The 25188-nt window shown below is 62.5% G+C and carries 22 protein-coding genes and 1 tRNA gene; 13 read left to right on the forward strand and 10 right to left on the reverse strand.

The genetic code is table 11. The features are described from left to right. Positions 1-15 precede the first annotated feature (15 nt). On the forward strand, positions 16-363 hold the full coding sequence (locus tag LQ788_RS10050; protein ID WP_231440619.1) for a DoxX family protein: 348 nt from the start codon (positions 16-18) through the stop codon (positions 361-363). Here the strand turns inward: LQ788_RS10050 and helR are convergent. Next, entirely contained in the window at positions 355-2511 is a 2157-nt protein-coding gene (gene helR, locus LQ788_RS10055) for an RNA polymerase recycling motor ATPase HelR (RefSeq protein ID WP_231440621.1), read from the reverse strand. The genes LQ788_RS10050 and helR overlap by 9 nt on opposite strands. 89 nt (positions 2512-2600) lie before the next feature. On the opposite strand from helR, the gene LQ788_RS10060 reads away from it, so the two are divergent. Together LQ788_RS10060 and LQ788_RS10065 are read left to right on the forward strand one after the other, a co-directional pair. Then, positions 2601-3965: a GH1 family beta-glucosidase gene (locus LQ788_RS10060; protein WP_231440623.1), complete on the forward strand. Its 1365-nt coding sequence runs from the start codon at positions 2601-2603 to the stop codon at positions 3963-3965. Then, a complete protein-coding gene (locus tag LQ788_RS10065) occupies positions 3962-5230 on the forward strand; it encodes an MFS transporter (RefSeq protein ID WP_231440625.1) in 1269 nt (422 codons plus the stop codon). The genes LQ788_RS10060 and LQ788_RS10065 overlap by 4 nt, the downstream gene beginning before the upstream one ends. 20 nt (positions 5231-5250) lie before the next feature. On the opposite strand, the gene LQ788_RS10070 is transcribed toward LQ788_RS10065, so the two are convergent. The 4 genes from LQ788_RS10070 to LQ788_RS10085 all read right to left on the reverse strand — a co-directional run bounded on the left by LQ788_RS10070 (position 5251) and on the right by LQ788_RS10085 (position 9169). Beyond that, positions 5251-5802, reverse strand: coding sequence for a YdeI/OmpD-associated family protein (locus tag LQ788_RS10070; RefSeq protein WP_231440626.1), 552 nt, complete (start codon positions 5800-5802; stop codon positions 5251-5253). Between the two features lie 75 nt (positions 5803-5877). Continuing rightward, positions 5878-7374, reverse strand: coding sequence for a 3-hydroxyacyl-CoA dehydrogenase NAD-binding domain-containing protein (locus tag LQ788_RS10075; RefSeq protein WP_231440628.1), 1497 nt, complete (start codon positions 7372-7374; stop codon positions 5878-5880). Then, positions 7371-8282 (reverse strand): BKACE family enzyme, encoded by a 912-nt coding sequence (locus LQ788_RS10080; protein ID WP_231440630.1) that lies wholly within the window; start codon positions 8280-8282, stop codon positions 7371-7373. Before LQ788_RS10080 ends, LQ788_RS10075 begins: the two co-directional genes overlap by 4 nt. Next, positions 8279-9169, reverse strand: coding sequence for a TetR family transcriptional regulator C-terminal domain-containing protein (locus LQ788_RS10085; protein WP_231440632.1), 891 nt, complete (start codon positions 9167-9169; stop codon positions 8279-8281). The genes LQ788_RS10080 and LQ788_RS10085 overlap by 4 nt, the downstream gene beginning before the upstream one ends. 191 nt (positions 9170-9360) lie before the next feature. Between LQ788_RS10085 and LQ788_RS10090 the strand changes: the two genes are divergently transcribed. Next, positions 9361-10734 (forward strand): pyridoxal phosphate-dependent decarboxylase family protein, encoded by a 1374-nt coding sequence (locus LQ788_RS10090; protein WP_231440634.1) that lies wholly within the window; start codon positions 9361-9363, stop codon positions 10732-10734. Positions 10735-10826: 92 nt separating this feature from the next. Here LQ788_RS10090 and yczE read toward each other — a convergent pair whose 3' ends face one another. Continuing rightward, positions 10827-11498 (reverse strand): membrane protein YczE, encoded by a 672-nt coding sequence (gene yczE / locus LQ788_RS10095; RefSeq protein ID WP_231440637.1) that lies wholly within the window; start codon positions 11496-11498, stop codon positions 10827-10829. 135 nt (positions 11499-11633) lie between these two features. On the opposite strand from yczE, the gene yczR reads away from it, so the two are divergent. The 5 genes from yczR to LQ788_RS10120 are packed head-to-tail and all read left to right on the forward strand — an operon-like array spanning position 11634 to position 16948. Next, on the forward strand, positions 11634-13085 hold the full coding sequence (gene yczR, locus LQ788_RS10100; RefSeq protein ID WP_231440639.1) for a MocR-like transcription factor YczR: 1452 nt from the start codon (positions 11634-11636) through the stop codon (positions 13083-13085). 45 nt (positions 13086-13130) lie between these two features. Beyond that, entirely contained in the window at positions 13131-13922 is a 792-nt protein-coding gene (locus LQ788_RS10105) for a YggS family pyridoxal phosphate-dependent enzyme (protein ID WP_231440641.1), read from the forward strand. 10 nt (positions 13923-13932) lie between these two features. Then, the gene (locus LQ788_RS10110) at positions 13933-14901 is read left to right on the forward strand and encodes an arsenic resistance protein (protein WP_231440643.1); all 969 of its coding nucleotides are present in this window, start codon (positions 13933-13935) and stop codon (positions 14899-14901) included. A gap of 32 nt (positions 14902-14933) precedes the next feature. Further along, positions 14934-16424, forward strand: coding sequence for a DNA-3-methyladenine glycosylase 2 family protein (locus LQ788_RS10115; protein WP_231440646.1), 1491 nt, complete (start codon positions 14934-14936; stop codon positions 16422-16424). Continuing rightward, positions 16421-16948, forward strand: a complete 528-nt coding sequence (locus LQ788_RS10120; protein WP_231440648.1) for a methylated-DNA--[protein]-cysteine S-methyltransferase — start codon at positions 16421-16423, stop codon at positions 16946-16948. Before LQ788_RS10115 ends, LQ788_RS10120 begins: the two co-directional genes overlap by 4 nt. A gap of 84 nt (positions 16949-17032) precedes the next feature. Here LQ788_RS10120 and LQ788_RS10125 read toward each other — a convergent pair. Beyond that, positions 17033-17105 (reverse strand) — tRNA-Ala (locus LQ788_RS10125). 1235 nt (positions 17106-18340) lie between these two features. On the opposite strand from LQ788_RS10125, the gene LQ788_RS10130 reads away from it, so the two are divergent. Then, positions 18341-19240 carry a universal stress protein gene (locus LQ788_RS10130; protein ID WP_231440650.1) on the forward strand — a complete coding sequence of 300 codons (900 nt, stop codon included), beginning with the start codon at positions 18341-18343 and terminating at the stop codon, positions 19238-19240. Then, on the forward strand, positions 19237-20106 hold the full coding sequence (locus LQ788_RS10135) for an alpha/beta fold hydrolase (protein ID WP_231440652.1): 870 nt from the start codon (positions 19237-19239) through the stop codon (positions 20104-20106). Before LQ788_RS10130 ends, LQ788_RS10135 begins: the two co-directional genes overlap by 4 nt. 108 nt (positions 20107-20214) lie before the next feature. Here LQ788_RS10135 and LQ788_RS10140 read toward each other — a convergent pair whose 3' ends face one another. Further along, a complete protein-coding gene (locus tag LQ788_RS10140; protein WP_231440654.1) occupies positions 20215-20448 on the reverse strand; it encodes a hypothetical protein in 234 nt (77 codons plus the stop codon). A 110-nt stretch (positions 20449-20558) separates the two neighbouring features. After that, positions 20559-20972: a phage holin family protein gene (locus tag LQ788_RS10145; protein ID WP_231440656.1), complete on the reverse strand. Its 414-nt coding sequence runs from the start codon at positions 20970-20972 to the stop codon at positions 20559-20561. 317 nt (positions 20973-21289) lie between these two features. Between LQ788_RS10145 and LQ788_RS10150 the strand changes: the two genes are divergently transcribed. Further along, positions 21290-22552 (forward strand): MFS transporter, encoded by a 1263-nt coding sequence (locus tag LQ788_RS10150; protein ID WP_231440658.1) that lies wholly within the window; start codon positions 21290-21292, stop codon positions 22550-22552. Positions 22553-22688: 136 nt separating this feature from the next. Continuing rightward, positions 22689-24158 carry a peptide MFS transporter gene (locus LQ788_RS10155; protein WP_231440660.1) on the forward strand — a complete coding sequence of 490 codons (1470 nt, stop codon included), beginning with the start codon at positions 22689-22691 and terminating at the stop codon, positions 24156-24158. A 163-nt stretch (positions 24159-24321) separates the two neighbouring features. On the opposite strand, the gene LQ788_RS10160 is transcribed toward LQ788_RS10155, so the two are convergent. After that, entirely contained in the window at positions 24322-25170 is an 849-nt protein-coding gene (locus LQ788_RS10160) for a CPBP family intramembrane glutamic endopeptidase (protein ID WP_317207033.1), read from the reverse strand. Positions 25171-25188: the final 18 nt, after the last annotated feature.

Genomic DNA, 25188 nt, shown 5'->3' on the forward strand with positions numbered 1-25188 from the left:
CTGCAGACATTGACCATGACCGGGATTCTGGGTCTCGCAGGCATCGCACACTTCCTCAAGCCCGAGACCTTCGACTCGATCGTTCCGCCCCGTCTGGGCAATCCCCGTTTCTGGACCTATGCCAGTGGTGCTGCCGAACTCGGCTGCGCCACGATGCTCGCTGTGCCTGCCACACGTCGGCTGGGCGGCTCGGCCTCTGCCGCGCTCATGGTCGGTGTCTTTCCGGCCAACATCTACACCGTGAAGAAGCACTGGCACAGTCCTCGAGGACGTGCGATCGCTCTGGCTCGTCTGCCGCTGCAGGTACCGCTCGTGTGGATGTCCTGGACCATTGCCCTCGGTCCGGCCGAAGCCTCAGACTGAGATCTGGTGGGCAGCGGTGACCAATTCTGCGGTTGCCCGTGTCATCGACACATAGCGGTCCACCCCACCCTGCACACCGGTGCCGAAGCAAGGAGGGTCTACGACGATGACCAGATCGAATTCCAGTCCCTTGACCTCAGCCGGCCGCATCACAGAGACTCGTTCAGCTTGGATGACGTTCCACGCGTCCGGTTCCATCGTGATGACACAGACGACCCCCTGGCTGTGCGAGTCCAACCAGGCACCGACCAGAGACAGTACCTCGTCTGCGCGGATGTGACGGACTGGGACACCTGACTGGCGAACCGAATGTGGCACATTGGCGTGAGGGATGACCTCACGGATCACTGGTTCTGCTCGACTCATCACCTCGGCGGGGGTGCGGTAGTTGATGCTGAGGTGAACCTCCTCGACGTTCAGACCGAGGTGACTCAACCGCTCGTCCCAGGTCTGGAGGAAGCCATGACGTGCCTGTGCCGGGTCACCGACGATGGTGAAGCTCTTGGACGGACACCGGTCAAGGAGCATGTGCCACTGTGCATCGGTGAGTTCCTGCGCTTCGTCGACGATGATGTGCCCGTAGGGACCCGCGAGAAGGTCAGGGGCGAGAGTCTCCCGAGCCGAAGGATTGTCCAGCGCGCCTCGCAGGTCCTCGCCCTTGAGCATCTGCATCTGCATCAACTCACTGTCGTCAGCGGCAACGAGATCCGCAACGACATCGGCCATGCGATCTTGCTCAGCTGCCGCCTCCGCCTCGGCACGTCGTCGCCGTCTCAGGTCAACAGGGTCACCGATTCGACGCCTGGCTGCGTCGAGGAATGGAATGTCCGCCTTCGTCCAGTCCCTGGCTCCGGATCGCTGCAGCCACGTCACATCTTCGTCTCTGAGGTCGGGTGCGACCAGACCCAGGTAGGCAGGCACGCTCCATAGATCACCCGCGATGTCCAGGGGATCGAGGATGGGCCAAGCGTTGGTCAGGACCTCTCGCAGATCGGGATCCTGTGCGATGAATCCACGGACCTGTTCAGGTTCGGCCTCCTCATCGGCTTCGACGACGATGTCGGTGAGAATATCCAGCAGTTCGTTCCAGACCAGATCACGCGCCGTGTTGTGGTCGACGTCGCCGCCGTGCGTTGTGAATGCCGTTGCCCAATCGCCTGGAGTGACCGACAGCTCGCCCCACGTCGTGTCGATCGTCAGTGCGGTGGTGGGGGCTTCCTCGTAGATGCTCACGGCACGGTCGATGACCGCACCGGGATTCAGTTTCCCTTTGAGCCGAGCGCTGCGCTCGTCGTCATCGGTCACAGCGGTCTCAGGCACAAGGTCGTCCAGAGTGCACAGGCGCACACCGTCCTCGCCGAGGCGTGGCAGCACATCGTCGACATATGACAGATACGCGGGATTGGGACCGACGAAGAGCAGGCCGCCACTGCTGGCGATGCCAGGAACGGAGTAGAGGAGGTAGGCGGCACGGTGTAGGGCGACTACCGTCTTTCCGGTTCCCGGCCCTCCGTCGACGACCAGCGGCGAGTCGGCCGGGGCACGGATGATCGAGTCCTGATCGGCCTGGATGGTGGAGAGGACATCGTGCATCTTGTCCGATCGGCTGGACCCCAGAGAAGCGATGAACGCTGACTGATCGTCGAGGGCAGTGCTCTCATCGACGCTCGCCGAGGTGAATCCTTCGTCCCAATAGTCTGTGATCAGGCCGTTCGACCAGCGATAGCGACGCCGTGTTGACAGCCCCATCGGCTCGGCGAGCGTGGCCGCGAAGAACGGCTCGGCCATCGGCGCCCGCCAATCGATGAGCAGGTTGTGCCCGCTTTCATCGCGCAATCCCATTCGACCGATGTAGACGACCTCACCGGAGTCGGCGAACACCATCCGTCCCAGGCATATGTCGACGGCGAAACGCTGCAGCAGATTCAGTTCGGACGACAGACGATGGATGGCAACATCGCGGTCCAGTGCGGATTCGCCAGAACCTCCGGGGGAGCGACGGAGGTCGGCGAGTCGAGATTCGACAGTGGCCAGTTCGCTGTCGATTTCCGCGGAGATGCGAGCGAAATGGGCGTCATCGGCGGCGATGTGTTTCGACGTGTTCTTGGCAGAGAGTCGGGAGGGCAAATTGAAGACGGTGGAGGGCACACAGAATCCTTTGTCAGACGAGTGAAGACTCCATTGTTCCCCCTGACCAGGGCCTTGCGGCAAGCCCCCATCCATGGCATATTCTGATAATGGCAGGGACTCCGGAATTCGCTCCACTGGTATTGCAGACATTGAGCGGTCTGCGCTTCTCAACAGCCACATCCGCATTTCAAATCGAGGGCGCACGAACACTGGATGGCCGAGGGCGGTCCATCTGGGATGAGTTCGTTGACGAGCCCGGCAATGTCATCGACTCCAGCACTGCTGACCCGGGACCCGACAGCTATCACCGCAGTTCCGAGGACGCAGCGCTGCTGACAGGCCTTGGCGTTGACCGATACCGGTTCTCGATCTCCTGGGTCCGAATCATCGCCGACGGTATGGCCGGGGCGAAGCCCAATGCAGCCGGCCTGGACTATTACGATCGCGTCGTCGACGAACTTCTGGCTGCCGGGGTCACACCGGAACCCACTCTCTACCATTGGGACCTTCCCACCGCCCTTGAAGCGGAGGGCGGCTGGTTGAACAGGGACACTGTTCATCGGTTCGGCGACTACGTCGATGCCGTGGCGGACCGCCTCGGCGATCGTGTCCGCCGTTGGTACACGATCAACGAACCAGCCTCGACCTCGCTTCAGGGGTATGCACTCGGAGAGCTGGCGCCGGGACGCTCGATGCTCTTCGACGCGCTGCCGACGGTCCATCACCAACTCCTGGCTCACGGGACGGCCACGACGATTCTGCGTGAGTACGGCGCCCAGCAGGTGGCACCGGCAATCAACCACAGCCTCATCCTTCCCGAAACGGATTCCGGGGCAGACCACGAAGCGGCGGCGACCCTCGATCTCATCTACAACCGTCTCTTCGCCGATCCGCTGCTGCTGGGTGAGTATCCGGATCTTGATGCACTCGGTGCCCAGATGCCGATCCGCGACGGGGACATGGAGCTCATCTCGAAACCCTGCGATGTGTACGGGTTCAACTACTACAACCCGACCACGGTGCGCGGAGTCGACGACGGGCCACTGCCCTTCGAGATGGTTCCCACCTCGGGTGCTGCGACCACCGGATTCGGGCCGCTGTGGCCGATCCGACCGGACACGCTCAGAGATTTCCTCATCGATATGCGCGCACGCTATGGGGCCAAGCTCCCACCCATCGTGATCTCTGAAAACGGTGCGTCCTTTCCCGAACCCGAAGTGTGCACCGAACCGATCCGCGACGACGAGCGCATCGCTTACCTCCATGACCATCTCGAGGCTGTCGTCGAGGCGATCGTGGCCGGTGTTCCCATCGACGGCTATACCGTGTGGTCGCTGTTGGACAACTTCGAATGGGCGCACGGATACACCCAGCGCTTCGGGTTGGTCCACGTGAATATGGAAACCGGGCAGCGGACGCCGAAGGCCTCCTACGGGTGGTACCGGGATCTCATCTCTTCGGTTCGGGCATGAGCGCGAAGCCGCCAGGGGAGGACATCCGGTCGGGGAAGAAGGTCGGGCCGCTGTGGATGGTGTGGTTCACTCTGGCCTGGCTGGCCATCTGGACGGTCCAGCTGACTCCTATCCAGCTGCTGCTTCCCCTGCAGCTCGACACGCAAAGCGGGCACTGGCTCCATGGAGTCGTCTGGTCCGGAGTCGTGCTCTCCGCAGGCGGACTCGCCGGCATCGTCGCGGCCCCGATCGCAGGGACTCTCTCCGACCGCACACGCTCGCGTCTCGGACGCCGCCGCCCCTGGGCCATCGGCGGATCGCTGGGGGCCGCCGCCGGTCTCCTGCTCACCGGCTGGGCGCAGGGACCGCTGTTCGTCGGAGCCGCCTGGGTCGTCGTCTCCGTTTCGGTAGCCATCGCCTCGGCGGCGCTGACGGCCCTCATCGCCGACCAACTGGACTCACAGCGGGGATCAGCATCGGCAGCAGCGAGCTCGGCGCAGGCAGTCGGAATCGTCGTCGGCGTCGGGGCTGTCGTGCTCCTGGGCCTTGGACTCGGGGCCTCCTATGCGCTCCTGGCTGCGATCATCACGGTTGTCGGGGTCGGCACCGCATTCCTTCTGCCCGATCCCGCTCCCGACCACCCGAGGATCCTCGCTCTGCATGAGGGACGGGAGCCGATCTCCCGGGCGCGGATCTCCTCTCTGCTCGATCACAATTTCAAGTGGCTGCTCGTCTCGCGGTTCGTCGTCAATGTGGGCAACGCATTTGGGACCTCGCTGCTGCTCTTCTTCCTCATCTACGGAATCGGAGTTCCTGCAGACAGCGCCGAGGACAAACTGCTCGTCCTCATCGTCATCTACACGATTTTCGTCGTCATCTCCTCGATCGTGCTGGGGACCATCTCGGATCGTTCGGGGAATCGTCGCTTCTGGACGATCACCTCGGCGTTGGTGCAAGCCTGTTCGGGTGTCATCATTCTCGTTAGCCCGGAGTTCCTCACCACTGCCATTGCGGCTGCCGTGATGGGAACCGGCTATGGAGCGTACATGGCGGTCAGCCTGGCATTCGCCACCGACCTGCTGCTCGATCCCGATGATCACGCACGCGATCTGAGCATGGTCAACAATTCCGCAGCGCTGGGACAGCTGGTCGGACCGCTGCTGGGAGCGGGACTCGTGGCCCTCGTCGGAGGGTTCTGGCTGCTCTTCGCCGCGGCAGCGTGTGTCTCAATCCTCGGTGCGGTGATGACGCTGACGGTACGCCCGAAGACCCTCCCGGTGCGCTGAGGCTGCCCGCCGGGCGGACGTCAGGAGATGCCGAGGAGCTTCCCGCTCTTCGCGAGTTCAGGATCGGTGCAGGATGCCAGATCGAAGCAGCAGGGACGTCGTTTCCCTGACTCCAGCTTCGAGATCGCAACTTCGACGCGGCGGGCACGGGTATCAGCGTTCTTCGTCGCCTGAATCCACCTCACCCATTCCCACCGTGCCATCGGCGTCAGGCTTGCCCAGACCTCGGTGAGTTCGGGTGCGTCATCGAGGGCTGCGCCGAAGTCATCGGGAATCGAGGTCTCCGGCCATTCCTTCGTGGGAGTCAGCGACACTTCCACCGAACCGTCCACCTCGGCATTCAGCGCTGCAGACAGCTCGTCGGTGACATTGATCCAATGCCCGCGCATGCCGTCGGGCTCGACCACGGTAGTGAAGTCCACACCTCCAGCCGTGCCCCGAGCTGCTACCTGCCCGCGGGAGGGCAGCTCCGCGCTGGCCTCGGCGGGCAGGCGCAGGATCGGTCTGTCATTGATGACCTCCAGCTGTGCGGAGAACTCGATGGCCGTGGGCGTGCTCTTCTTCGTGCTCATGGTCACCAGAATAGCGCCCCACCCGGTCGGTGACTTCTTGAATCCTGACCGGTTGGGGCGCCTCCTGGCCCAGGATCATCTCAGCTGTGCGCCAACCCAGTCGGGCGACGCGTATCGAATCTGTCCGATGCGTTCGCTCACCTCTGCAGGGAAGGGGACGGTCGTGCCCGAGTTCTGGTCCACATGTAGGGCAACGATCTCCTCAGTGGCCACGAGCCGCCCCTCGACTCGCATTTCATAGGCCAGGTAAAGCTTCTTCGCCCCCGCCGCGACGAGAGTGGGCGTGACCTGCAGCTGCTGGCCGAGACTGACCTCGTCGAGATAGCGGATGTGGGATTCGACGGTGTAGAGCGAGGTGGAGTGTGCCGCCCGGTATGCCTGGTCGAGACCGATCTGGTCCATGACCTGGTCGGTGGCAAAACCGAAGACCAGGACGTAGAAGGCCTCGGACATGTGGCCGTTGTAGTCAATCCACTCGGCGATGACCTGGGTCCGATAGTCATCAAGCTCGCCCGGCTCGCTGTTCCCAGGAGAAGCCGTATCCTGGTGCACTGCTTCTGCCGCGATGTTGCTCGCCGAGGTGGTTCGGGTCTGGGTTTCCCGCGTGGACTCGAGGTCGCCGGTGAGCCTGCGCAATGCGATGATGCCTGCATCCCGCGTGGCGATGAGGTCGGGAATGGTGCTGTCTCCTGCAGCCACATCACAACCGGCCACAACATCGTCACGCAGCTTCTGGGTGAGCTCCGGGGCCTCTAGCCGCGTCCACGGGGACTTCAGCGAAGGACCGAAGTGGTCGAGCATGTGCGCCATCCCGCCCTCACCGCCGGCAAGGTGGAAGGTCAGCATCGGGCCCTGGAAAGGCCAGCGGAGACCGGGACCGTCGGTGATGGAACGGTCGATCTGTTCGACCGTCGCCTCACCGTGGTCGATCATATGCAGAGCCTCTCGCCATTGCGCCTCTTGGAGGCGGTTGGCGATGAAGCCGGGGACCTCGTGGTCCATTCTGATGACGGACTTCCCGACGCGAGTGTAGAAGTCGGCCGCCCAATCGACGGCTTCGACAGCCGTGGACTCTCCGCCGACGACTTCGACGAGCGGGATGAGGTAGGGAGGATTGAACGGATGCCCGACAACCAGGCGCTCGGGATGCTCGGCATCGAGTGCCATCTCGGTCATACTGTAGCCCGACGTGGAGGAGCCGATGACCACATGTTCGTCACACACAGCATCGATACTGGCGAGGAGACTGCGTTTGAGTTCGAGGTTCTCCGGGGCGGACTCCTGGACGAATCCGGTCCCGGCGACCGCCTCGGCGAGGTCGGTGTGCACCGTCCAGGCGTCCTTGTCAGCACCCGCGACCATGTCGAGTTCGGCCAGCGCAGGCCATGCCGCGTCGATGAGGCGGGTCAGCTTCTCGGCCGCATCCGGTGCCGGGTCCCAGACCTTGACGGTGAACCCCTGAGCGAGAAAGTACGCTGCCCAGCCCCCGCCGATGGTGCCGGCTCCGATGCAGGTGACAGTCGTGATCGACTCGACGTCTGGATAGGACGGAGCAGTGAGCACGGCGCTCACAGGTCGAGTCCTGTCACCATCGGCGTCTGTACGCGCAGATCAAGGATCTGGCGAGCCTCGTCAGGTGTGGCGACGTCGGCGCCCAGGCCCTCGATGATGTCGACGGCGCGTTCGGTCAGTGACGCATTGGTGGCCTTGACCCCTTTGGCCAGGTACAGGTTGTCCTCGAGCCCGACCCGAGCATGGCCTCCGGCGAGCACGGATTGGGCCACCCACGGCAGCTGGTTGCGACCGATGGCGAAGGACGTGAACTGGGCACCTGTCGGGAGCATGTTCACCATCGCCGTCAGCAGTCCGGCATCGACCGGTGCACCGTATGGGACTCCCATGCACAGCTGGTAGAGCGGCGGCGGGTCGATGAGTCCCTCTTCGACGAGCACGTTGGCGAACCACAGGTTGCCGGTGTCGAAGATCTCAAGCTCGGGTCGGACCCCCAAGGTCTGGATCTTCTTTGACCCTTCGCGCAGCATGTCGGGTGTGGATACGTAGATATTGGATCCGTCACCGAAATTCAGCGAGCCGCAGTCGAGAGTGCAGATCTCCGGCAGAAGCTCCTCGACATGAGGGAGTCTCTCCAGAGCATTGACGAGGTCGGTGCCCGGCATATGCGTCGTCGGATCCTGAGGGTCGACGACCAGGTCTCCGCCCATGCCTGCGGTGAGGTTGATGACGGGATCGACATCGGAGGCGCGGATGAGGCGGACGACTTCCCGATAGTGGGCGACCTCGCGGGAACCCTGCTTGGTGTCGAGGTCGCGGACATGGATGTGCACCACAGAGGCACCAGCTCGTGCTGCGGCGATCGCATCGTCGGCGATCTCCTGCGGTGTGACCGGGACGTGTTCGCTCTTGTTCGCTGTATCGCCGGCGCCGGTGACGGCGCAGGTGAGAATGACCTTGCGATTCATAATGACTCCTCATCAGGGTTGGGTTTGACGATTGCGCGTTTGAGATAACTGGAGACACGGCGTCGGAATGTGGCGACATCCATGATTCCGGTGAGTACTTTGACTCCGAGTCCGTCGAGCAGTGCGGTGAGCTCATCGGTCATAGCGGCACTGTCGCCGGGACGGAAGAGCCCCTCCGACTGACCTGCTTCGATGGTGGAGCGAACGGTCTGCGACCAGCGTTCGTAGTGCGCCGGATAATCGGAGCTGTAGGGGTCTTCAAGGCCGAGCCTGGCCCAGGTCTGGAGCCAGATGGACCACTCGCTTCGTGCGGTGCGGCCGATGGGCGACTGCAGTTCGAGCAGGCGTTCGAGCCGGCGATGCGGGCTGGGGATCTCGCCGAGCCACGCGATCTGCCGATCGAAGGCGAGTTTGACTGAGTATCCGAGTGCTGCGTCAAAGAGGTCGGACTTGCCATTGAAGTAGTAGTGGATGCTCGCATTCGAAACACCCGCGGCTTCGGCAATGTCCGCGATTCGCACGGTTTCGTAGCCGTGGCGGGCGAACAGGTCCCAGGCGGTCTCGACGATGAGTCTGCGTGGCGAGGAATCCAATGACGGTGTCAGGGTCTGGTCTGATTCCGCTTGAAAGCGCAGGGGAGTCGCGGACACCTGTGATTCGTCACCGAGCAGCCACTTGACTGTCACCCCGGTTGCGGTGGCGAAGCTGAGGAGCTCCGAGGTGCCGAATCTGCGTCGACCAGACAGGGACTTCGACAGTTTGGTCTCGTCGATTCCGATGCTTGCGGCCACATGTCGCTGAGACAGTTCACTGGCGCGCAGTGCTTCTTTGGCCCGCTGTGCAGTGTCCCCGCCGTCCCTGCTGTTGGGCTCAATGCGATCCGTCATAGCCGTCAATCTATCGCCCGTGTGCGTAAATCGCAAGCAATACTGATCGATAATCAGAACTTGCGTACGATGAAGCTCGAGACGTTGCACCAGATTCGGACCTGAAGAAGCGCGACGAGCGGTAGTCGAGCGGATATTGTCGAAGGGACGAACGAACCAGCTTTTGCCACCGCCCTCACCAGGAGGACCCCATGACCGACAATCTCCATTCTCGAATGCACGTCGTATCCGACGAGACCCGTAACCTCGTCAACCTCGTCCTCGACTATTCGCGTCGACGGACTTTGGCTGTCGACACTCCGCTCGACCATCCGACGACCGAAACGGAGCTCAAGCGTCTGGCCGGACCGACCATCACCGAAGACGGTGTCGGGTCTTCACGCGCTCTGGCGATCTTCGAGCACATCTTCGCTCCCGCCTGCATCACCACAGACCACCCGAAGTATCTGTCCTTCATCCCCAGCGCGCCGACGAAGGCCGCAGTGGCATTTGACTTGGTGGTCTCAGCCAGTGCGCTCTACGGCGGCTCGTGGCTCGAGGGCGCGGGCGTCGTCCATGCCGAAAACGAAGTCCTGTCATGGCTGGCAGGCGAGTTCGGGCTGCCGGAGAGCGCTGGCGGCGTCTTTGTCCAAGGGGGCACGATCGGCAACCTGTCCGCCCTTGTCGCGGCTCGTGACGCGCGCAAGGCCCAGCTCGGCGAGGAGAAGCCGGGACGCTGGGTCATCGTGTGCAGTGCCGAAGCACACTCCTCGGTTGCTTCAGCGGCAGCTGTCATAGACGTCGATGTTGCACCTGTGTCAACCGGTGACGACGGCATTCTGCGCCCAGAAGGTGTACGGGCGGCCCTCGAGCAGCACGGTGACGCGGTTATCGCCGTGGTGGCGACCTCGGGAACGACGAACTTCGGCACCATCGATGACATTGCAGGAATCGCGGCACTCAAAGACGACTACGACTTCTGGCTCCATATTGATGGCGCCTATGGTCTGGCCGCGATGCTCTCCCCATTGGCACGACACAAGTTCGCCGGGGTCGAGTCGGCCGACTCCGTCATCGTCGATCCTCATAAATGGCTGTTCGCACCATTCGACGCGTGTGCACTCATCTATCGCGATCCCGACCTGGGGCGGCGAGCGCACACTCAAAGGGCCGAATACCTCGACACGCTCACCGAGTCTCAGGAGTGGAGCCCCTCTGACTACGCCATCCAGCTCACCCGTCGTCCGCGTGGACTGCCCCTGTGGTACTCACTGGCCAGTTATGGAGCCGAGACCTATCGTGAAGCCATCAGCCATTCGATCGAACTGGCGATGCAGATCGGCACTGAGATCAAGAAGCGACCGAATCTCAGACTCGTTCGTGAACCCGAGCTCTCGGTCGTCGTCTTCGAACGTGATGACTGGACGCGTGAGGACTATCAGCGATGGTCAGACCGGCTGCTCGAGGATCAGCGGGCCTTCGTCGTGCCCAGCTCACACCAGGGTCGGCCCAACGCAAGGTTTGCCATCGTCAACCCGCTGACGACTTTCGAGGATCTCGTCGATATTCTCGACACGATGGAGTGAAGTCGATTCGTACGCAGTGAGACTGTTCTGAGTCGTTGTGAGGCCCAAAGCGTGGACCCGACCGACGCCGTCTTGCCGTCTTATGCCGCGATTCAGTCCTTGGTGTGCTGCCGGGGTCTGAGCTCGACGGTGAAGGTGGGCAGGAGGAACTGTGTGATCGGTCCGATGGACACCGCATAGAGGGCGGTGCCGATCCCGAAGATGCCGCCGAGCAGCCAGCCGACGATGACCACGCTGACCTCGATGAGTGTGCGCACCAAGCGGATCGACTTTCCGGTGACGCGGGACAGGCCGGTCATCAGGCCATCGCGTGGGCCCGGTCCGAACTGCGAACCGATGTACATCGCCGAGGCGACGCCGTTGAGGATGATGCCGCCGATGAGGAGGGCGATGTTCCACCACAGTTCATCGGGCTGGGGCAGGAACAGCCGGGTGAGGTCCAGCGATGGTCCGATGAGGAGCGCGTTGAGCACCGTCCCGAGCCCAGGCTGCTGTTTGAGCGGGATCCAGATCAGGAGGACGAGGAACGAGGTGATCGTCACGATGGTGCCGAAGGTCAGGGGCAGGTGCTTGATGATTCCCGAGTGGAGGACGTCCCAGGGCATCATGCCCAGGCCCGAGGTGACGATCATCGCCATCGAGGCACCGTAGAGGTAGAGACCAAGGATCAGCTGCGGCAGACGACGGGGGAGCCGACCGCTCTTGAGCTGTTGGATGGGACCGATATTCGCAAGTTCGCGCTTCGGTACGGGTGCTGATGACATCGTTGGTCTTCCGGCTAGTTCTGGCTGATATTCCCATCATGTCGTGAACTGGTCTTGTATTAAAGGTCCAATTGGAACAAAGTGGTCATATCTCCATCGCTTCGGTGGACGAGTCATCGACACAGCGAGGTTGGCATGAGCACACCAGTGATGAGCGGGACCAGATTGGCCGGCATCATCGGCACTGGCCCCTGGCCCGGGCCTGCCTATGATTCGCTGACGACTCGGATCTCGCGTGCCATCGGCGATGGACGTATTCCGGTCGGAGCCCGCCTGCCCAGTGAGCGAGAGGTCGCCGCTGCGACCGGACTGTCTCGGACGACAGCGACCCGTGCCTTTGCGAAGCTGCGTGAACAGGGATTCGTGCTCACCCGTCGGGGGTCGGGCAGCGTGGTTCGGCTGCCGGAAGTGCCGGGCGGACGTATCGATCATCTTCTGACCCCGACAGGCTCGAACGAGGCGGAGATCGACCTCACGTGCACCGCATCGGTGGCACCGCCCTGGTTGCTGGAAGCCTACGAACGTGCAGTCGCCAACGTCCACGCCTACCTTCCCGGCACCGGGTACTACCCCTCTGGGCTGCCCGTGCTCAGGGAGATCATCGCCGAACGTTTCACCGCTCGCGGGGTCCGCACCGATCCCGATCAGATCCTCATCACCTCTGGCGCCTTCGGTGCCGTGGCCATCGCAGTGCGTGCCCTCAACGAGGGGCGGGGCAGGGTGCTCATCGAGAGTCCCACCTACCCGAATGCGATTGCGACCCTTGAAGGGGCCGGCGCCTCCCTGGTGCCCTACCCACTCGAGCAGGGCCCTAACGGACATCACTGGGACATCGACGCTATGGACCACATTGCGCGCCAGACCCGGGTCCGTTCGGCATATCTCATTCCCGACTTTCACAATCCCACCGGTGCGCTCCTGCCCGAAGAACAGCGTCCCAGGCTCGGTGCGATGCTCAGGCGCAACTCAATGGTGCCCATCTTCGATGAGTCCCTGGTCGAGCTGGGCCTCGACGGTGCTCCGACACCGACGCCGATGGCAGCCTTCGTACCCGACTCGATCACGGCTGGCAGCACCAGCAAGATCTTCTGGGGCGGGCTGCGCGTCGGTTGGCTGCGAATTCCCACCCACCGAATCGACACCATGGCGTCGACACGATTGAGTCTCGACCTCGGGGCTCCAGTCCTCGAGCAGCTCGTCGCCGTCGAACTCATGCGTGACCATGATGCGATCGTCGGCGAATACCGGGCCAAGCTGCGCGCGGCCAGGGACAGCCTCGCGGGTCAGGTTCGGGCTCATCTTCCGTCCTGGGAGGTCATCGTGCCCGGTGGAGGCATGGCACTGTGGTGTCGACTGCCAGAGGAGCGTTCGGGTGCCCTGGCCATCGCGGCCCGCAAGCACGGGCTCGGTTTGGTCTCCGGACCGAATTTCGCCCCAGCTGGGGGACTGGACCGATGGATCCGACTGCCCTACACCGTGTCCGAGACGGATCTGCACCAGGTTGGTCCTCGGCTGGCCGCTGCCTGGGACGATGCGCTGACGTTCACCGACCGTGTCCCCGCAGAGCGGACCCGGACCGTCGCCTGAGCAGTCTGAAGGGAGCGGGGGACGGGCGCTGGGTACCATGAGGATATGGACCAGGACAGAGGCGACGCCGAGGCGCTCAACCACGACGAACAGTATTCGACGGCCACAACCGTGGAGGATTTCAAGATCAACCTCGCCGAGGTGAATCGGCGCATCGAGACTGCTGCCGTGCGAGTGGGCCGGGACGCCGCTGAGGTCGAGCTGCTGCCGGTCAGTAAGACAGTCCCGCAGGAGAGGGTCCGGCAGGCCGTTGCCGCCGGCTGTCACAAACTCGGGGAGAATAAGGTGCAGGAGGCCTTCCGGAAGTCAGACGAGATGGCAGACCTTGACATCGAGTGGGCCGTGATCGGCCATCTGCAGTCGAACAAGGCCCGTGACGTGGCGAAGTTCGCATCCGAGTTCCAAGCCCTCGACCGACTCAAAGTAGCTGCCGCCCTTGACCGACGGCTCCAGGCTGCAGGACGCAGCCTCGACGTCTACGTCCAGATCAACACCTCCGCCGAGGACTCGAAGTTCGGAATGCCGCCGGAAGAGCTGCCCGACTTCCTGCGCGAACTGCCGCAGTTCTCGTCCCTGAAGGTCCAGGGCCTGATGACTCTCGCGATCTTCTCCTCCGACATCGCTCGTGTGCGCACCTGCTTCCAGCGCCTGCGGACCCTGCGGGACCAGGCCCGAGACACCGACCCCGAGCTGATCGGTCGCGGAAAACTCTCAATGGGCATGTCCGGAGACTACGAGGTGGCTATCGAAGAAGGAGCGAACTGCGTCCGCGTGGGCCAGGCCATCTTCGGCAAGCGGGCATTGCCCGACAGCTACTACTGGCCGGAAGACAACTGAACCCTGCATCGTGATCGCGTCACTGAACAGACACCAAATCCTCTGGTACCTCATCGCCATCGGGGCAGGAGCCCTCATCGGTCATGGCCTGCCGGGAGCATCACCAGCGGCTGGCGCTGCAATCACACCCTGCCTCATCGCACTGCTGTTCGTGACCTTCCTCGATATCCCCTTCGATGCGATACGAGACTCCTTCAGCGACCTGCGATTCCTCGGAGCCGTAGCCCTCGCGAACTTCCTCATCGTCCCGCTCGTCGTCGCCGGTCTCCATGCCGTCATGCCTCTGGAAGACGAGCTCGTCATACCCGTCCTCATCGTCCTGCTCACCCCCTGCATCGACTACGTCCTCGTCTTCACCCGACTGGCAGGGGGAGACCACACCCGTCTGCTCGCCCTGACCCCTGTGCTCATGATCGTCCAGATCATCCTGCTGCCCGTCTACCTGTGGATCATCCTCGACGGCACCGGCATAGGTGCGATCGCTCCAAGACCAGTCATCACCGCGCTGCTCGTGTTCATCATCATTCCGTTGGCAGCCTCCCTCGTGACGCGTGGACTCGCCCGCCGATCAACACTCGCGGATCGGAGCATCCACGCAGCCTCGCAGTCCATGGTCATGCTGATGATGATCACTCTGGCCGCGATCGCTGCAGCACAGGTCCCGCTGATCACACCGCACCTTCTCGACCTGAGCGGTGCCATCGCAGCATTCCTCGTGTTCGCCCTCGTCATGACCGTTCTCGGATGGCTCATGGCTCGCACGCTGTCGCTGCCAGTGGGAACCGGTCGAGCCCTCGTCTTCACAGCCGTGACACGCAACTCGCTTGTCATGCTCCCGATCGTGCGAGCCATCACCTCTGACGGACTGGGGCCAGCAGCCGTGGTCGCACAGACGATCGTCGAGCTTGTCTTCATGCTCATCCTCGTCCGTGTAGTCCCACGCGTCCTCCCCGGAACCGCGGTGTCCGAAAACCGCTAGTAATGTTCCGAGATCACGAGCAGAATGGTCATATGCTCACGACAGATCAGTGTTATCAGGCAGTGGCCGGGCGCGACAGACGCTTCGACGGAATGTTCTTCACTGCCGTGCGCTCAACCGGCATCTTCTGCCGCCCGTCGTGCCCGGCGAGAACGCCGCTGCGTAAGAACGTCGACTTCTACCAGACGGCAGCGGCAGCCTCGGACGCTGGATTCCGGGCCTGCAAACGGTGCCGCCCGGACGCCAGCCCGAATTCTCCTGAGTGGGATACCCGAGCCGACATTACGGCTCGGGCCATGCGACTCATCCAAGACGGCCTCGTCGATCGGGCAGGAATCTCCGGCCTCGCCTCGGCGCTGGGATACAGTTCTCGCCAGCTGGGTCGAGTGCTGCAGTCCGAACTGGGGGTCGGCCCCCTCGCCATCGCCCGGACCGAACGAGTCCGGACTGCCCGCACCCTGATCGAATCCACGCCGCTGTCCATGAGCGAGATCGCCTTCGCCGCCGGATTCTCAAGCATCCGTCAATTCAACGACACGTTCCGTGCCGTCTATTCGTCGAGTCCCAGAGATCTGCGCAACGGCCGCAGCGAACCCCGCAGGGGGCAGGACATCATCGTCCGTCTCGCCTACCGTCCACCGCTGGACCACGTTCACCTGTTCAGATATCTGGCAGTGCGTGCGATCGCCGGCGTAGAAGACGTCAGCGATGATCACTACACCCGCTCCCTGAGCCTCGCCCACGGGGTAGCCGTGCTGACGCTGGTCCCGGGATCCGGAGACTTCATCGAATGCCGCCTGCGTTTGGCCGATACCCGTGATCTCGGCAGCGCAGTGGCCCGGGCACGACGAATCCTCGATCTCGATGCGGACCCGGCCGCGGTGGCAGCGACGATGGCAGCTGCCGGCCTCTCAGAAATCGTCGACCGATACCCCGGGATTCGGTCCCCGGGAACCGGCGACCCGGTCGAACTCGCAATTCGCACGGTCCTGGGACAGCAGATCTCGGTCGCCGCCGCACAAACACACCTCAACCGCCTGGTCACCGACTACGGTCAGACATTGCCGGAAGAACTGAGAGTCGGCACCGTCGACCGAGTCTTCCCGACGGCAGCGGTCATCGCGGAGGTTCCGGACGAGCACTGGTCACTGCCGGGCCGCAGGATCGAGACTCTTCGCGGACTGAGCGCTGGGCTGGCGGACGGTTCGATCGACCTGGGTCCTGGCTGCGATCGGGAAGCAGTCAACGACAGTCTCCTGGCGCTGCCCGGCATCGGACCCTGGAGCCTCGGCTACATACGCATGCGAGCACTGGGAGACCCCGATGTCCTGCTCGGCTCAGACCTTGGGGTCAAGAGGGCGCTGGAGTCGCTCACCAGCTCAGATCCGACGTCGACCTCCTGGCCCCAGAGGGTTGACCGATGTCGACCATGGCGGTCCTACGTCACGCATCTGCTGTGGGCCCATCATTCGCACACACAGTCACGAACACAGACACACGATCAGAATCGGAGAAGGCAATGACGACACAGATGGCACGCCCCATCACGGACACAATTCGCTATACGGTCATGGACTCGACGTTGGGTCCGATCCTGCTCACCTCGGACGGTGCACACCTCACCGGACTCTATCTCGATGACTTCGACACAGTCCTGGAACGACTGGCCGCGTCCAGCGGAGACGCTCCGGTCCTCGACGACGAACTCACACTGTTCGCCACGGCAAATAGACAGCTGGGTGAGTACTTCGCCGGCACCCGCACCGACTTCGACCTTCCCCTGGCGCCGACGGGCACCGAGTTCCAACGCACAGTCTGGCACGCACTGACAACGATTCCCTACGGCACAACCGCCGGATACGGAGAACTCGCGGCATGGATCGACAGGCCGACAGCGGCACGGGCAGTCGGAGCGGCCAATGGCCGGAACCCGATCAGCATCATCGTCCCCTGCCACCGGGTGATCGGAGCGAACGGCGCACTGACTGGTTACGCCTGGGGTGAGGAGAAGAAACGGACGCTGCTCGATCTTGAGGCTGGCCGCTGACCCGCCGCTGAAGGTCCAGACCCAGAACTCGGCACACGAAGAAGGACCCGGCCCCATAATCATGAGGCCGGGTCCTTCGTGCGGTGGAGGTAAGGGGATTCGAACCCCTGACCTTCTCCATGCCATGGAGACGCGCTACCAACTGCGCCATACCCCCGCTTGCTCGATCAATATTACTCAGGTGCACCCACGACGACAAATCGGGCGACAGTGACGCTGACCACATTGACTCTGGTGGTCACCGAGAAGCCCATGATCACTGACGATGACCGGGGCCGGGTGTGTTTCCGACTCCGGTCATCTGTCATTGAACATCAGATCATCGGGCGCACCGAATAGAGGTATCTCGTGACCTCGCGTTCACGCTGCTCCTGCAGCCGCTCATCTCGAGCGAGCCTGCGGAACCGCGCGTTGCGACGCTCCAACGCGATCCGATCGTGATCCTTTGTGGCGTCTGGTGGACGGCGGGCCCATTGGATCAGCTTGAGCCCAGCACTCAGCGCTATACGCCGTGGATATGTGAATGGAAATGCCGTAGACAAAACGATTCCTTAATGTTTTCGGGCAGGAGAAATGCCCAAATGAGAGTTAGGGAAAATGTCCGATATCAAAGAGCTGCAGAACAACTCAATGAACCGAATGAAAGCGACGTCCGGAATCTGGATCCGCTGCTGGTCCCGTACACAGTCGATGAAAACTCGCCCGAGGCACGACTGTGGCGCGAGTGAGTTTGAGGCAATGTGACAGCGACTGCCGTCGGCAGATGTGATCAGCGAAATGGGTCCAGAACCCAAAGGGTCGGTGAGGTTCGTGAAAGCACGTACCTGTAGAACTCCAGCGTCCTACGCGAGCTCGGCTCATGCCTCGATGCTGCGGATGAGCGCCAACGGTGGCGTCAGTGCGGCATGGAGGCAGGATGACCCTGCGGGAGAAACGTACCGGTGTTCACGTGACCGGTGGAGAAAGACGAGAGATGCGGCTAGATTCAGCCGACGAGTCCTTGTCCGCCAGTCAAGCAGGCAGTGATTCCGATCCAGCGGTGCTGGGGATTGGGAAATGCGATAAGTTTCAACATTCTCCTGCGCTCCTTTCTTGGTCTTGGATCTCGTTTGAGCGGCGTCAGCGCTCAGAATGATTGGTTGCAATTGTGGGGTTTGTGCGAATCCGTAATTGCAATCTCGAATTTATCACAAATGAAGAACTCTGTGTGGCTTCTGGGCATTCTTTTTGTGAAACTTCTGCGGCTAACGAGCATGGTGGCCTAACCGCGAATTATGGCGAGGTGAGATCTCATCTCCAGCCCAGTGTTTCCAGACTCGGTGTGCGCGGTCGAGGAATCCCTAGGCAGCGACGTAGAATCTTCTCAGACTCGCGACTTACTGGGAGAAGACAATGTCACAGGCAGCTGCCACTACTCGACGACTGGTCGTCGGATACATCGCCACCGACCGTGGACGTGACGCCATCGCTCTGGCGATCTCGCTTGCACGCTCGGCCGGCACCGAACTCATCATCACGATCGTCCGTCCAGAAGCCTCGACCTTCACCGCCGGCAACTCCATTCCGCAGGACGGGTCCGGCATCGTCTCACAGCAGCTCGAGGACTGGCTCGACGAAGCTCTGGCACTGGTGCCAGATGATGTCACGGCTCGAGGCGTCATCCACACCTCATCGAACGAGTCCAAGGGGCTGATGGAGGTTGCTGAGGCTGAGGGCGCGCTGGCCATCGTCATCGGTGCGCGAGCCACCACATTGATGCGCTCGTTCCGCATCGGGACTGTCGCGACCTCACTGCTTCACTCGTCCGAGGTCCCCGTCGTCTTGGCACCGGCCGGGAACTCGGACATCGGTCCGATCTCACGCATCACTACGCTCTTCGGCGCCCGACCAGGGGCCGCGGCGCTCATCGGTGCGGCCGTGCAGTCCGCCGATGCCCTCGACGTGGATCTCCGTCTCCTGTCTCTGATCGAAAACGATGGTCTCGGCGAGGACGACACCGTGGAGATTCAAGAGTTCGCCGAGGAATACGGGGGAGCGGTGCTGGCTGCGCGCGCCGCGAAGATGTTCGAGTCGGGGCGAGCCGTGGTCAAATCACAGGCCGGAGCCGATATCGAAGACGCCGCAGCTCACGTCGACTTCCAACCGGGCGAGATCGCATTCATCGGATCGAGTCGGCTCGGTCGAGGCGGGCGCGTCTTCATCGGCGCACGAGCCCGCCGATTGCTGCGTGTTCTGCCAGTCCCCGTGGTCGTCGTGCCACGTCGGGCCGTCAGTACCATCAATTCGCAGTGAGTCCCTCAGCTCCCACCCGCACGGACTTCACCGTCGACGGTCACCCGACGGCGGTATGGCTGCACTCCTCAGGAACGAGCGCCCGCCCTGTGCTCATGGTCCACGGCTTCCGCGGCGACCATCACGGAATGGACCTCATCGCAGGCGCCATCCGAGGCCGCGATGTCATCGTCGGTGATCTGCCCGGCTTCGGGCTCACCTCTCCGCTGCTGGCCGGTCTGAGCCTCGACGCCTACTGCGATCACCTGGCTGGCCTCATCGCCGAAGTGACTCGGCGCTGGCAGGCGGCCCCGATCGTCCTCGGGCACTCCTTCGGCTCCATCCTTGTCGCGCACATGGCCGCTCGCCGACCGTCCACGGCGCCTGAGCTCATCCTCATCAACCCGATCACCACACCTGCACTCGAGGGTTCGGCGAAGGCCCTCACCGCCCTGACCCGTCTCTACTATGGTCTCGGTGCTCGGCTGCCGGAGACGATCGGGCACCAGCTGTTGGCCAACCCAGTCATCGTGCGCGTGATGAGCGAGGTCATGGCCACGACCAGAGACCGCGGGCTGCGACGCTACATCCATGATCAGCATGCTCGTCACTTCTCCACCTTCAGCGATCGTAGCTCGCTGGCCGAGGCGTTCGATGTCTCGGTCGCTCACACCGTCACCGAGGTGGCTGGGCGGCTGGCGATGCCCATGCTCGTCATCGCCGGAGACAAGGATGCCATCGCGCCGATCGCAGCGACTCGCCGCTTCGTCTCAGACCTGACCGATGCGCAATTCGTCGAACTCTCCGGGGTCGGGCACCTAGTGCACTATGAACGGCCCGATGCAGCCGCCTCGGCGATCATGGAATTCTGTCGCGGCCGGGACTGAACCTGTCGCAGAGCCTCGCCGGCGAGCGCGGTACAGGGATGTTGATCCAAAAAATGGCAGAGAAGAGGGCCGATGCGAATCAACGCATCGGCCCTCTTGCTCATGCCGTCAGATCTGGGGGCGGTCGCTGACCCAGTGGTAGACGATGGGCACGAGGAACGCGAAGCAGGAGGCGAGCAGTCCAGCCCAGAAGAGCCAGAACTCGGTGCCGGGTGCGCCGAAGAATCCTGCACCGAAGAGATACAGCCCGAAGATGAAGAGGGCGAACGAAACGATGAAGACGATGACGTCAGCGAACGATGCTGAGTTCCGAGTTCTCTTCGTTGTGGCGATGTTGGACATATTCTCCTCCGACGGTCATTGGGTGCAGGCTCACACACACTGCACATAAGTCTACATGTCGTAGAGAAGATTCCAGTGCTGGCCGTCGCTGAAATCGCGGCGATTATCGGTCAGTCGCGTTCGGTGCTCTGCTCCGGCACCAGCCAGCCCAGCAGAGCGGAGACGATCGAGACGATGACTGCGGCGATGATGGCCGAGGGGAAGAAGGAGTCGATGGTGAACTCGAACGGGGTGAATCCGCTGAGCCAACTGGTCAGAGCCAAGATGACCGCATTGATGACGATCGAGAAGAGACCCAGGGTCAGACAGGTGATCGGTGCCGACACGAAGCTGAGGATGGGTTTGATGAACGCATTCGCCAATCCGAAGATCAACCCGATGACGAGGTAGGAGATGATCATGGCGGCGATCGTGCCGGTCTGGTCTTCGACCACCTGATTTCCTTCGATGGCGACGCCCGGCAGAATCCAAGCCGCAACCCAGATCGCACATGCGTTGACGACAACTCTCAAGAGGAAATTCATACAGATATCGTCGCATTCTCGTCTGCATTCTTTCTGAGTCACGGGTGAGAATGAGGTCCGTGCCAGCGTCCTGCTTCTTGGCCTTCGCTGATCGGTGCGGGAGATCGGAGCGCACATTCTGAGGTGCCGATGGTGAGCAAACTCAAGCCACCGAGTGCCCACGGACCCTCGTACACGCGCTCAGATCCCGGTAGTCTGGGAGGAGCGCCCAGTCGGCGCTGACAGTGACAGCAGAGTGCATCTACCGAGTGATTTGATCCAGGTCACCACGGCGGCACCGATCCCCATCACCATGATGGGGGAGAAACTGGATTGATATGCCCAGCAATGAAACCCGCACCCGACCCGACGAGATGGCAGCACCGAAGCTGCTGAATATCGTGGGCCCCAGCTACTTTCCGATCGCCTTCGTGGCCCGCCTGCCCTATGCCATGGTCGTCATCGGCGTCCTCACCCTCGTCGTCGCCGGCAGAGATTCGCTCAGCCTCGGCGGAATCAACTCCGCCATGGTCGGACTGGGAACGGCGATCTTCGGTTCCTTCATCGGCGCCGCCGCCGATCGTTGGGGTCAGCGGCGTGTGCTGCTGACCATCGGTCTGCTCAACAGCATCGCCCTGATCTTCATGGCCTGGGTGGTCTTCAGCCCCCTGCCCGATTCCGTGGTGCTCATCGCCGCCTTCGCCATCGGCGCCACCGCCCCGCAGGTCGCCCCGATGTCACGCTCGCGTCTCGTCGAAATCATCATGTCCCGGCTCGCCGGCCCCCGGCAGCAGAAGACACTGAACTCGACGATGGCCTACGAGTCGGCTGCCGATGAGTTCGTCTTCGTCTTCGGCCCCTTCATCGTCGGTCTCCTCGCCACGACCCTCCACCCCGTTGCACCGATCATCGGCGCCGTGATCATGACCCTGGTCTTCGTGACCTCATTCGCTCTCCACCCCACCGGCAGGGCGCAGGTATCGACTTCGACACAACCTCGCGCCCAGGCCCCGGCCAAGGAACTCTTCACCTTCGGCGTCTTCGTCGTCGTCCTCGGCGTCTTCGGCATCGGACTCGTCTTCGGGTCAACGCTGACGGCGCTGACCTCGCTGACGAACGACCTTGGACGTCCTGAGGAAGCGGGTCTCATCTACGGCATCATGGGCATCGGCTCAGCGATTCTGGCCATCACCGTCGCCCTGTTCTCACCACGTTATGCCCTCTGGGCCAGGCTGCTGTCCTTTGCCCCGCTGATGCTCATCGGCTCCGTGATCATGGCGTCCTCGACGTCGATGGTCACCGTGGTCATCGCCCTTCTGCTCATGGGCTGCGCGGTCGGACCGACCCTGGTGACCCTGTTCAGCCTCGCCGCCGAACGCAGTCCGCGCGGTCGTTCTGCCACGGTGATGTCAATGGCCGGGTCCGCGATCATCGTCGGTCAGTCGGTGGCATCGGCAGTCAACGGAGTCCTCGCCGAGGAGGCCGGAACCTCGGCCGCAATGGCTGTCCCGATGGCGGCTTCCGCACTCGTCCTGGTTGCCGGCCTGCTCAACCTCTTCTGCGGCAGAATTACCCGAAAAAGAGACCTGGTTCACTCCTAGTTTCCGCGTTCTGGGACAGCGTGTCCCAGCATCGGGGGCGTGTGACCTGAGCAATATCCGGGAGTAGCATTGCCGGTTGTTCACAGTGAATCGCGCACCACAGTGCGCGTTTGCACGCCACAACGGAAAGCACGATATGTCATCAAGCACCTCAACCACTGAGGCCGCGCGGAACGATACCCGTTTCTTCGGGCATCCGCTTCCGCTCATGCAGCTCTTCAGCCTCGAACTGTGGGAGCGGTTCTCCTACTACGGCATGAACGGCATCCTCGCCCTCTACCTGTACTTCCAGGTCTCCGAGGGCGGTCTGGGAATGCCGCAGCCGACCGCCATCGGAATCGTCGGCGCCTACGGCGGCGCCGTGTTCCTGGCGACGATCCTCGGCGCATGGGTCGCAGACCGGATCCTCGGTGCGGAGCGAATTCTCTTCTACTCGGCGATCATCATCATGGTCGGCCACATCTGCCTGGCGCTCATCCCCGGTTTCGGCGGAGTCGCCTCCGGTCTCATCCTCGTCGCTCTCGGCTCCGGTGGCCTCAAGGCCAACGCCTCGGCCCTCGTGGGGGAACTCTACTCAGAGAAGGACCCGCGCAGGGATGCCGGGTTCACCCTCTTCTACATGGGCGTCAACATCGGTGCCTTCCTGGGACCGCTCATCACCGGCCTCCTGCAGAAGGAGATCGGCTTCCACTTCGGCTTCGGTGCCGCAGCAGTCGGTATGGCTCTGGGCCTGATCATCTATGCCACGGGTCGGAAGAACCTGCCCGATGAATCTCGCGGTGCGGTCAACCCTCTGCCGACCTCGAGGCTCTACCTCTTCATAACGGCCATCATCGTCGCAGTCGTCCTCATCGTCATTCTGTGGTTCTCCGGAATCGTCAATCCAGAGAACCTGGACTGGTGGATCGCTGGCATCTCTGCCGGCGCCGCGGCGTGCTACTTCATCGTCATGTGCACAAGCCCGAAGACGAACTCGGACGAACGCTCACGTGTCCTCGCGTTCATTCCCTTCTTCGTCACCTGCGTGGTCTTCTGGTCGCTGTACCAGCAGATCTTCGGCACCCTCACCGCCTACTCAGATACACAGATGAACCGTGTGATCTTCGGCTGGGAGATGCCGATCAACTGGCTTCAGCTCATTCCGCCGATCTTCGTCATTGCCTTCGCCCCGGTCTTCTCTGCCCTCTGGTTCAAACTGGGCCCTCGACAGATCTCGACCCCGGTCAAGGCAGGCCTCTCACTTATCCTCATCGGCATCGCCTTCCTGCTGTTCCTCCCATATGCCAATGCTGGCGAGCACGAGACTCCGCTGCTGTGGATCGCGTTCATCCTGCTGCTCTTCGTCTTCGCAGAACTGCTCATCTCGCCGATCGGTCTGTCCTTCTCCTCGAAGGTTGCACCCAAGGTGTTCCAATCACAGATGATCGCCGTGTTCTTCCTCGCCTCTGGTGTGGGAACCGCGTTGTCCGGCGTGCTGGGCGGGTACTACTCGGCCGACAATCAGACGCCCTACTGGACCTCCGTCGGTGCAGCGTCGATTGTCCTCGGCCTGCTCGCGCTGACACTGACCAAGCCGATGCTCAAGGCGCTGCGCGGAATCCGCTGACACTGAGTGCTCGCGCAGGAGAAGTCTCCCGAGTGCGAATGCTCAGGTTCGATGAAACGCCCTGGCTCAGATCTCGTGAGTCAGGGCGTTTCGTCATATGTCCGGGTAGAGGTTCGAGCCGGTGGATCACGACGGGGGCTCACGACGGGCCGAGGGGCGCCACTCACACCCCGATGAAGATGGGCAGCGCCTCGGGATGGTGGGCATGGACGATCGTGAGGAAGACGAGCGCGTCGAAGAGGAGATGGACGGTCACCGTATAGGGCAGCGACTTCGTCCGGGTGAAGATATAGGCCTGGACGAGCGCGAACGGAATCGTCAGCACCGGTCCGATCGACCGATACCCCAGTTCCCAGAGGAATGATACGAAGATGACGGTGGTGAACACGTTCGCGGTCCAGAAGGCGAAGTGCTTGCGCAGCAGAGCGAAGACCGTGCAGATGAAGAACAGCTCATCCCAGATCCCGACGGCATTGACGCCGAAGAAGAGACGCACGATCTCATCCCACTGCGTCACCGGCGGCCAATTGAGATAGACACCGGTGCGCATGAAGTACTGGGGGAGGACGAGCCAGGCGACGACGATGACGAAGGCCAGCCACGCCCATTCCAGCCGCGACCATTTCTGCCCCCGACGCAGAGGGAAGACGATGGTCCGGTCCTTGAATCCATAGCGAGTGATCAACCAGGGCCCGATCACCACAGCAGAGAGCACGACCCCCATGCGGGCGATGTTGGTCCACGAGATATCGGCGGCGACCGAGATCGAAGAGATCAGTCCCAGGCAGCCGGCGATGACGCTGAGGTCACGTGCGAATTCCCGGTCGGCGCTCCACGCGACGATGAGGGAAGCTACCATCGGTACATACCCGAGGGCTCTCACCTCAGGAAACGTGGTTCCCAGCCCGAAGAGGACAAAGGCGGACAGTGCCAACAGCGTCGCGGCCAAGCCTGGCCAGGAAACGAGGTCGAGTCGGCGAGAATCAGTGTCGAATCGTGTTTGAGTGTCCACGCCTGCCACTCTAAGTCA

This window comes from Brevibacterium zhoupengii (genome assembly GCF_021117425.1).
Classification (GTDB): Bacteria; Actinomycetota; Actinomycetes; order Actinomycetales; family Brevibacteriaceae; genus Brevibacterium; species Brevibacterium zhoupengii.

Bases quoted from the DNA above. Each gene is read 5' to 3' on its own strand.
- LQ788_RS10050 (WP_231440619.1), top strand. From the start codon at position 16: ATGACCGGGATTCTGGGTCTCGCAGGCATCGCACACTTCCTCAAGCCC.
- LQ788_RS10060 (WP_231440623.1), top strand. From the start codon at position 2,601: ATGGCAGGGACTCCGGAATTCGCTCCACTGGTATTGCAGACATTGAGC.
- LQ788_RS10065 (WP_231440625.1), top strand. From the start codon at position 3,962: ATGAGCGCGAAGCCGCCAGGGGAGGACATCCGGTCGGGGAAGAAGGTC.
- LQ788_RS10070 (WP_231440626.1), bottom strand. From the start codon at position 5,802: ATGAGCACGAAGAAGAGCACGCCCACGGCCATCGAGTTCTCCGCACAG.
- LQ788_RS10080 (WP_231440630.1), bottom strand. From the start codon at position 8,282: ATGAATCGCAAGGTCATTCTCACCTGCGCCGTCACCGGCGCCGGCGAT.
- LQ788_RS10085 (WP_231440632.1), bottom strand. From the start codon at position 9,169: ATGACGGATCGCATTGAGCCCAACAGCAGGGACGGCGGGGACACTGCA.
- LQ788_RS10090 (WP_231440634.1), top strand. From the start codon at position 9,361: ATGACCGACAATCTCCATTCTCGAATGCACGTCGTATCCGACGAGACC.
- yczE (WP_231440637.1), bottom strand. From the start codon at position 11,498: ATGTCATCAGCACCCGTACCGAAGCGCGAACTTGCGAATATCGGTCCC.
- yczR (WP_231440639.1), top strand. From the start codon at position 11,634: ATGAGCACACCAGTGATGAGCGGGACCAGATTGGCCGGCATCATCGGC.
- LQ788_RS10105 (WP_231440641.1), top strand. From the start codon at position 13,131: ATGGACCAGGACAGAGGCGACGCCGAGGCGCTCAACCACGACGAACAG.
- LQ788_RS10115 (WP_231440646.1), top strand. From the start codon at position 14,934: ATGCTCACGACAGATCAGTGTTATCAGGCAGTGGCCGGGCGCGACAGA.
- LQ788_RS10120 (WP_231440648.1), top strand. From the start codon at position 16,421: ATGACGACACAGATGGCACGCCCCATCACGGACACAATTCGCTATACG.
- LQ788_RS10130 (WP_231440650.1), top strand. From the start codon at position 18,341: ATGTCACAGGCAGCTGCCACTACTCGACGACTGGTCGTCGGATACATC.
- LQ788_RS10140 (WP_231440654.1), bottom strand. From the start codon at position 20,448: ATGTCCAACATCGCCACAACGAAGAGAACTCGGAACTCAGCATCGTTC.
- LQ788_RS10145 (WP_231440656.1), bottom strand. From the start codon at position 20,972: ATGAATTTCCTCTTGAGAGTTGTCGTCAACGCATGTGCGATCTGGGTT.
- LQ788_RS10150 (WP_231440658.1), top strand. From the start codon at position 21,290: ATGCCCAGCAATGAAACCCGCACCCGACCCGACGAGATGGCAGCACCG.
- LQ788_RS10155 (WP_231440660.1), top strand. From the start codon at position 22,689: ATGTCATCAAGCACCTCAACCACTGAGGCCGCGCGGAACGATACCCGT.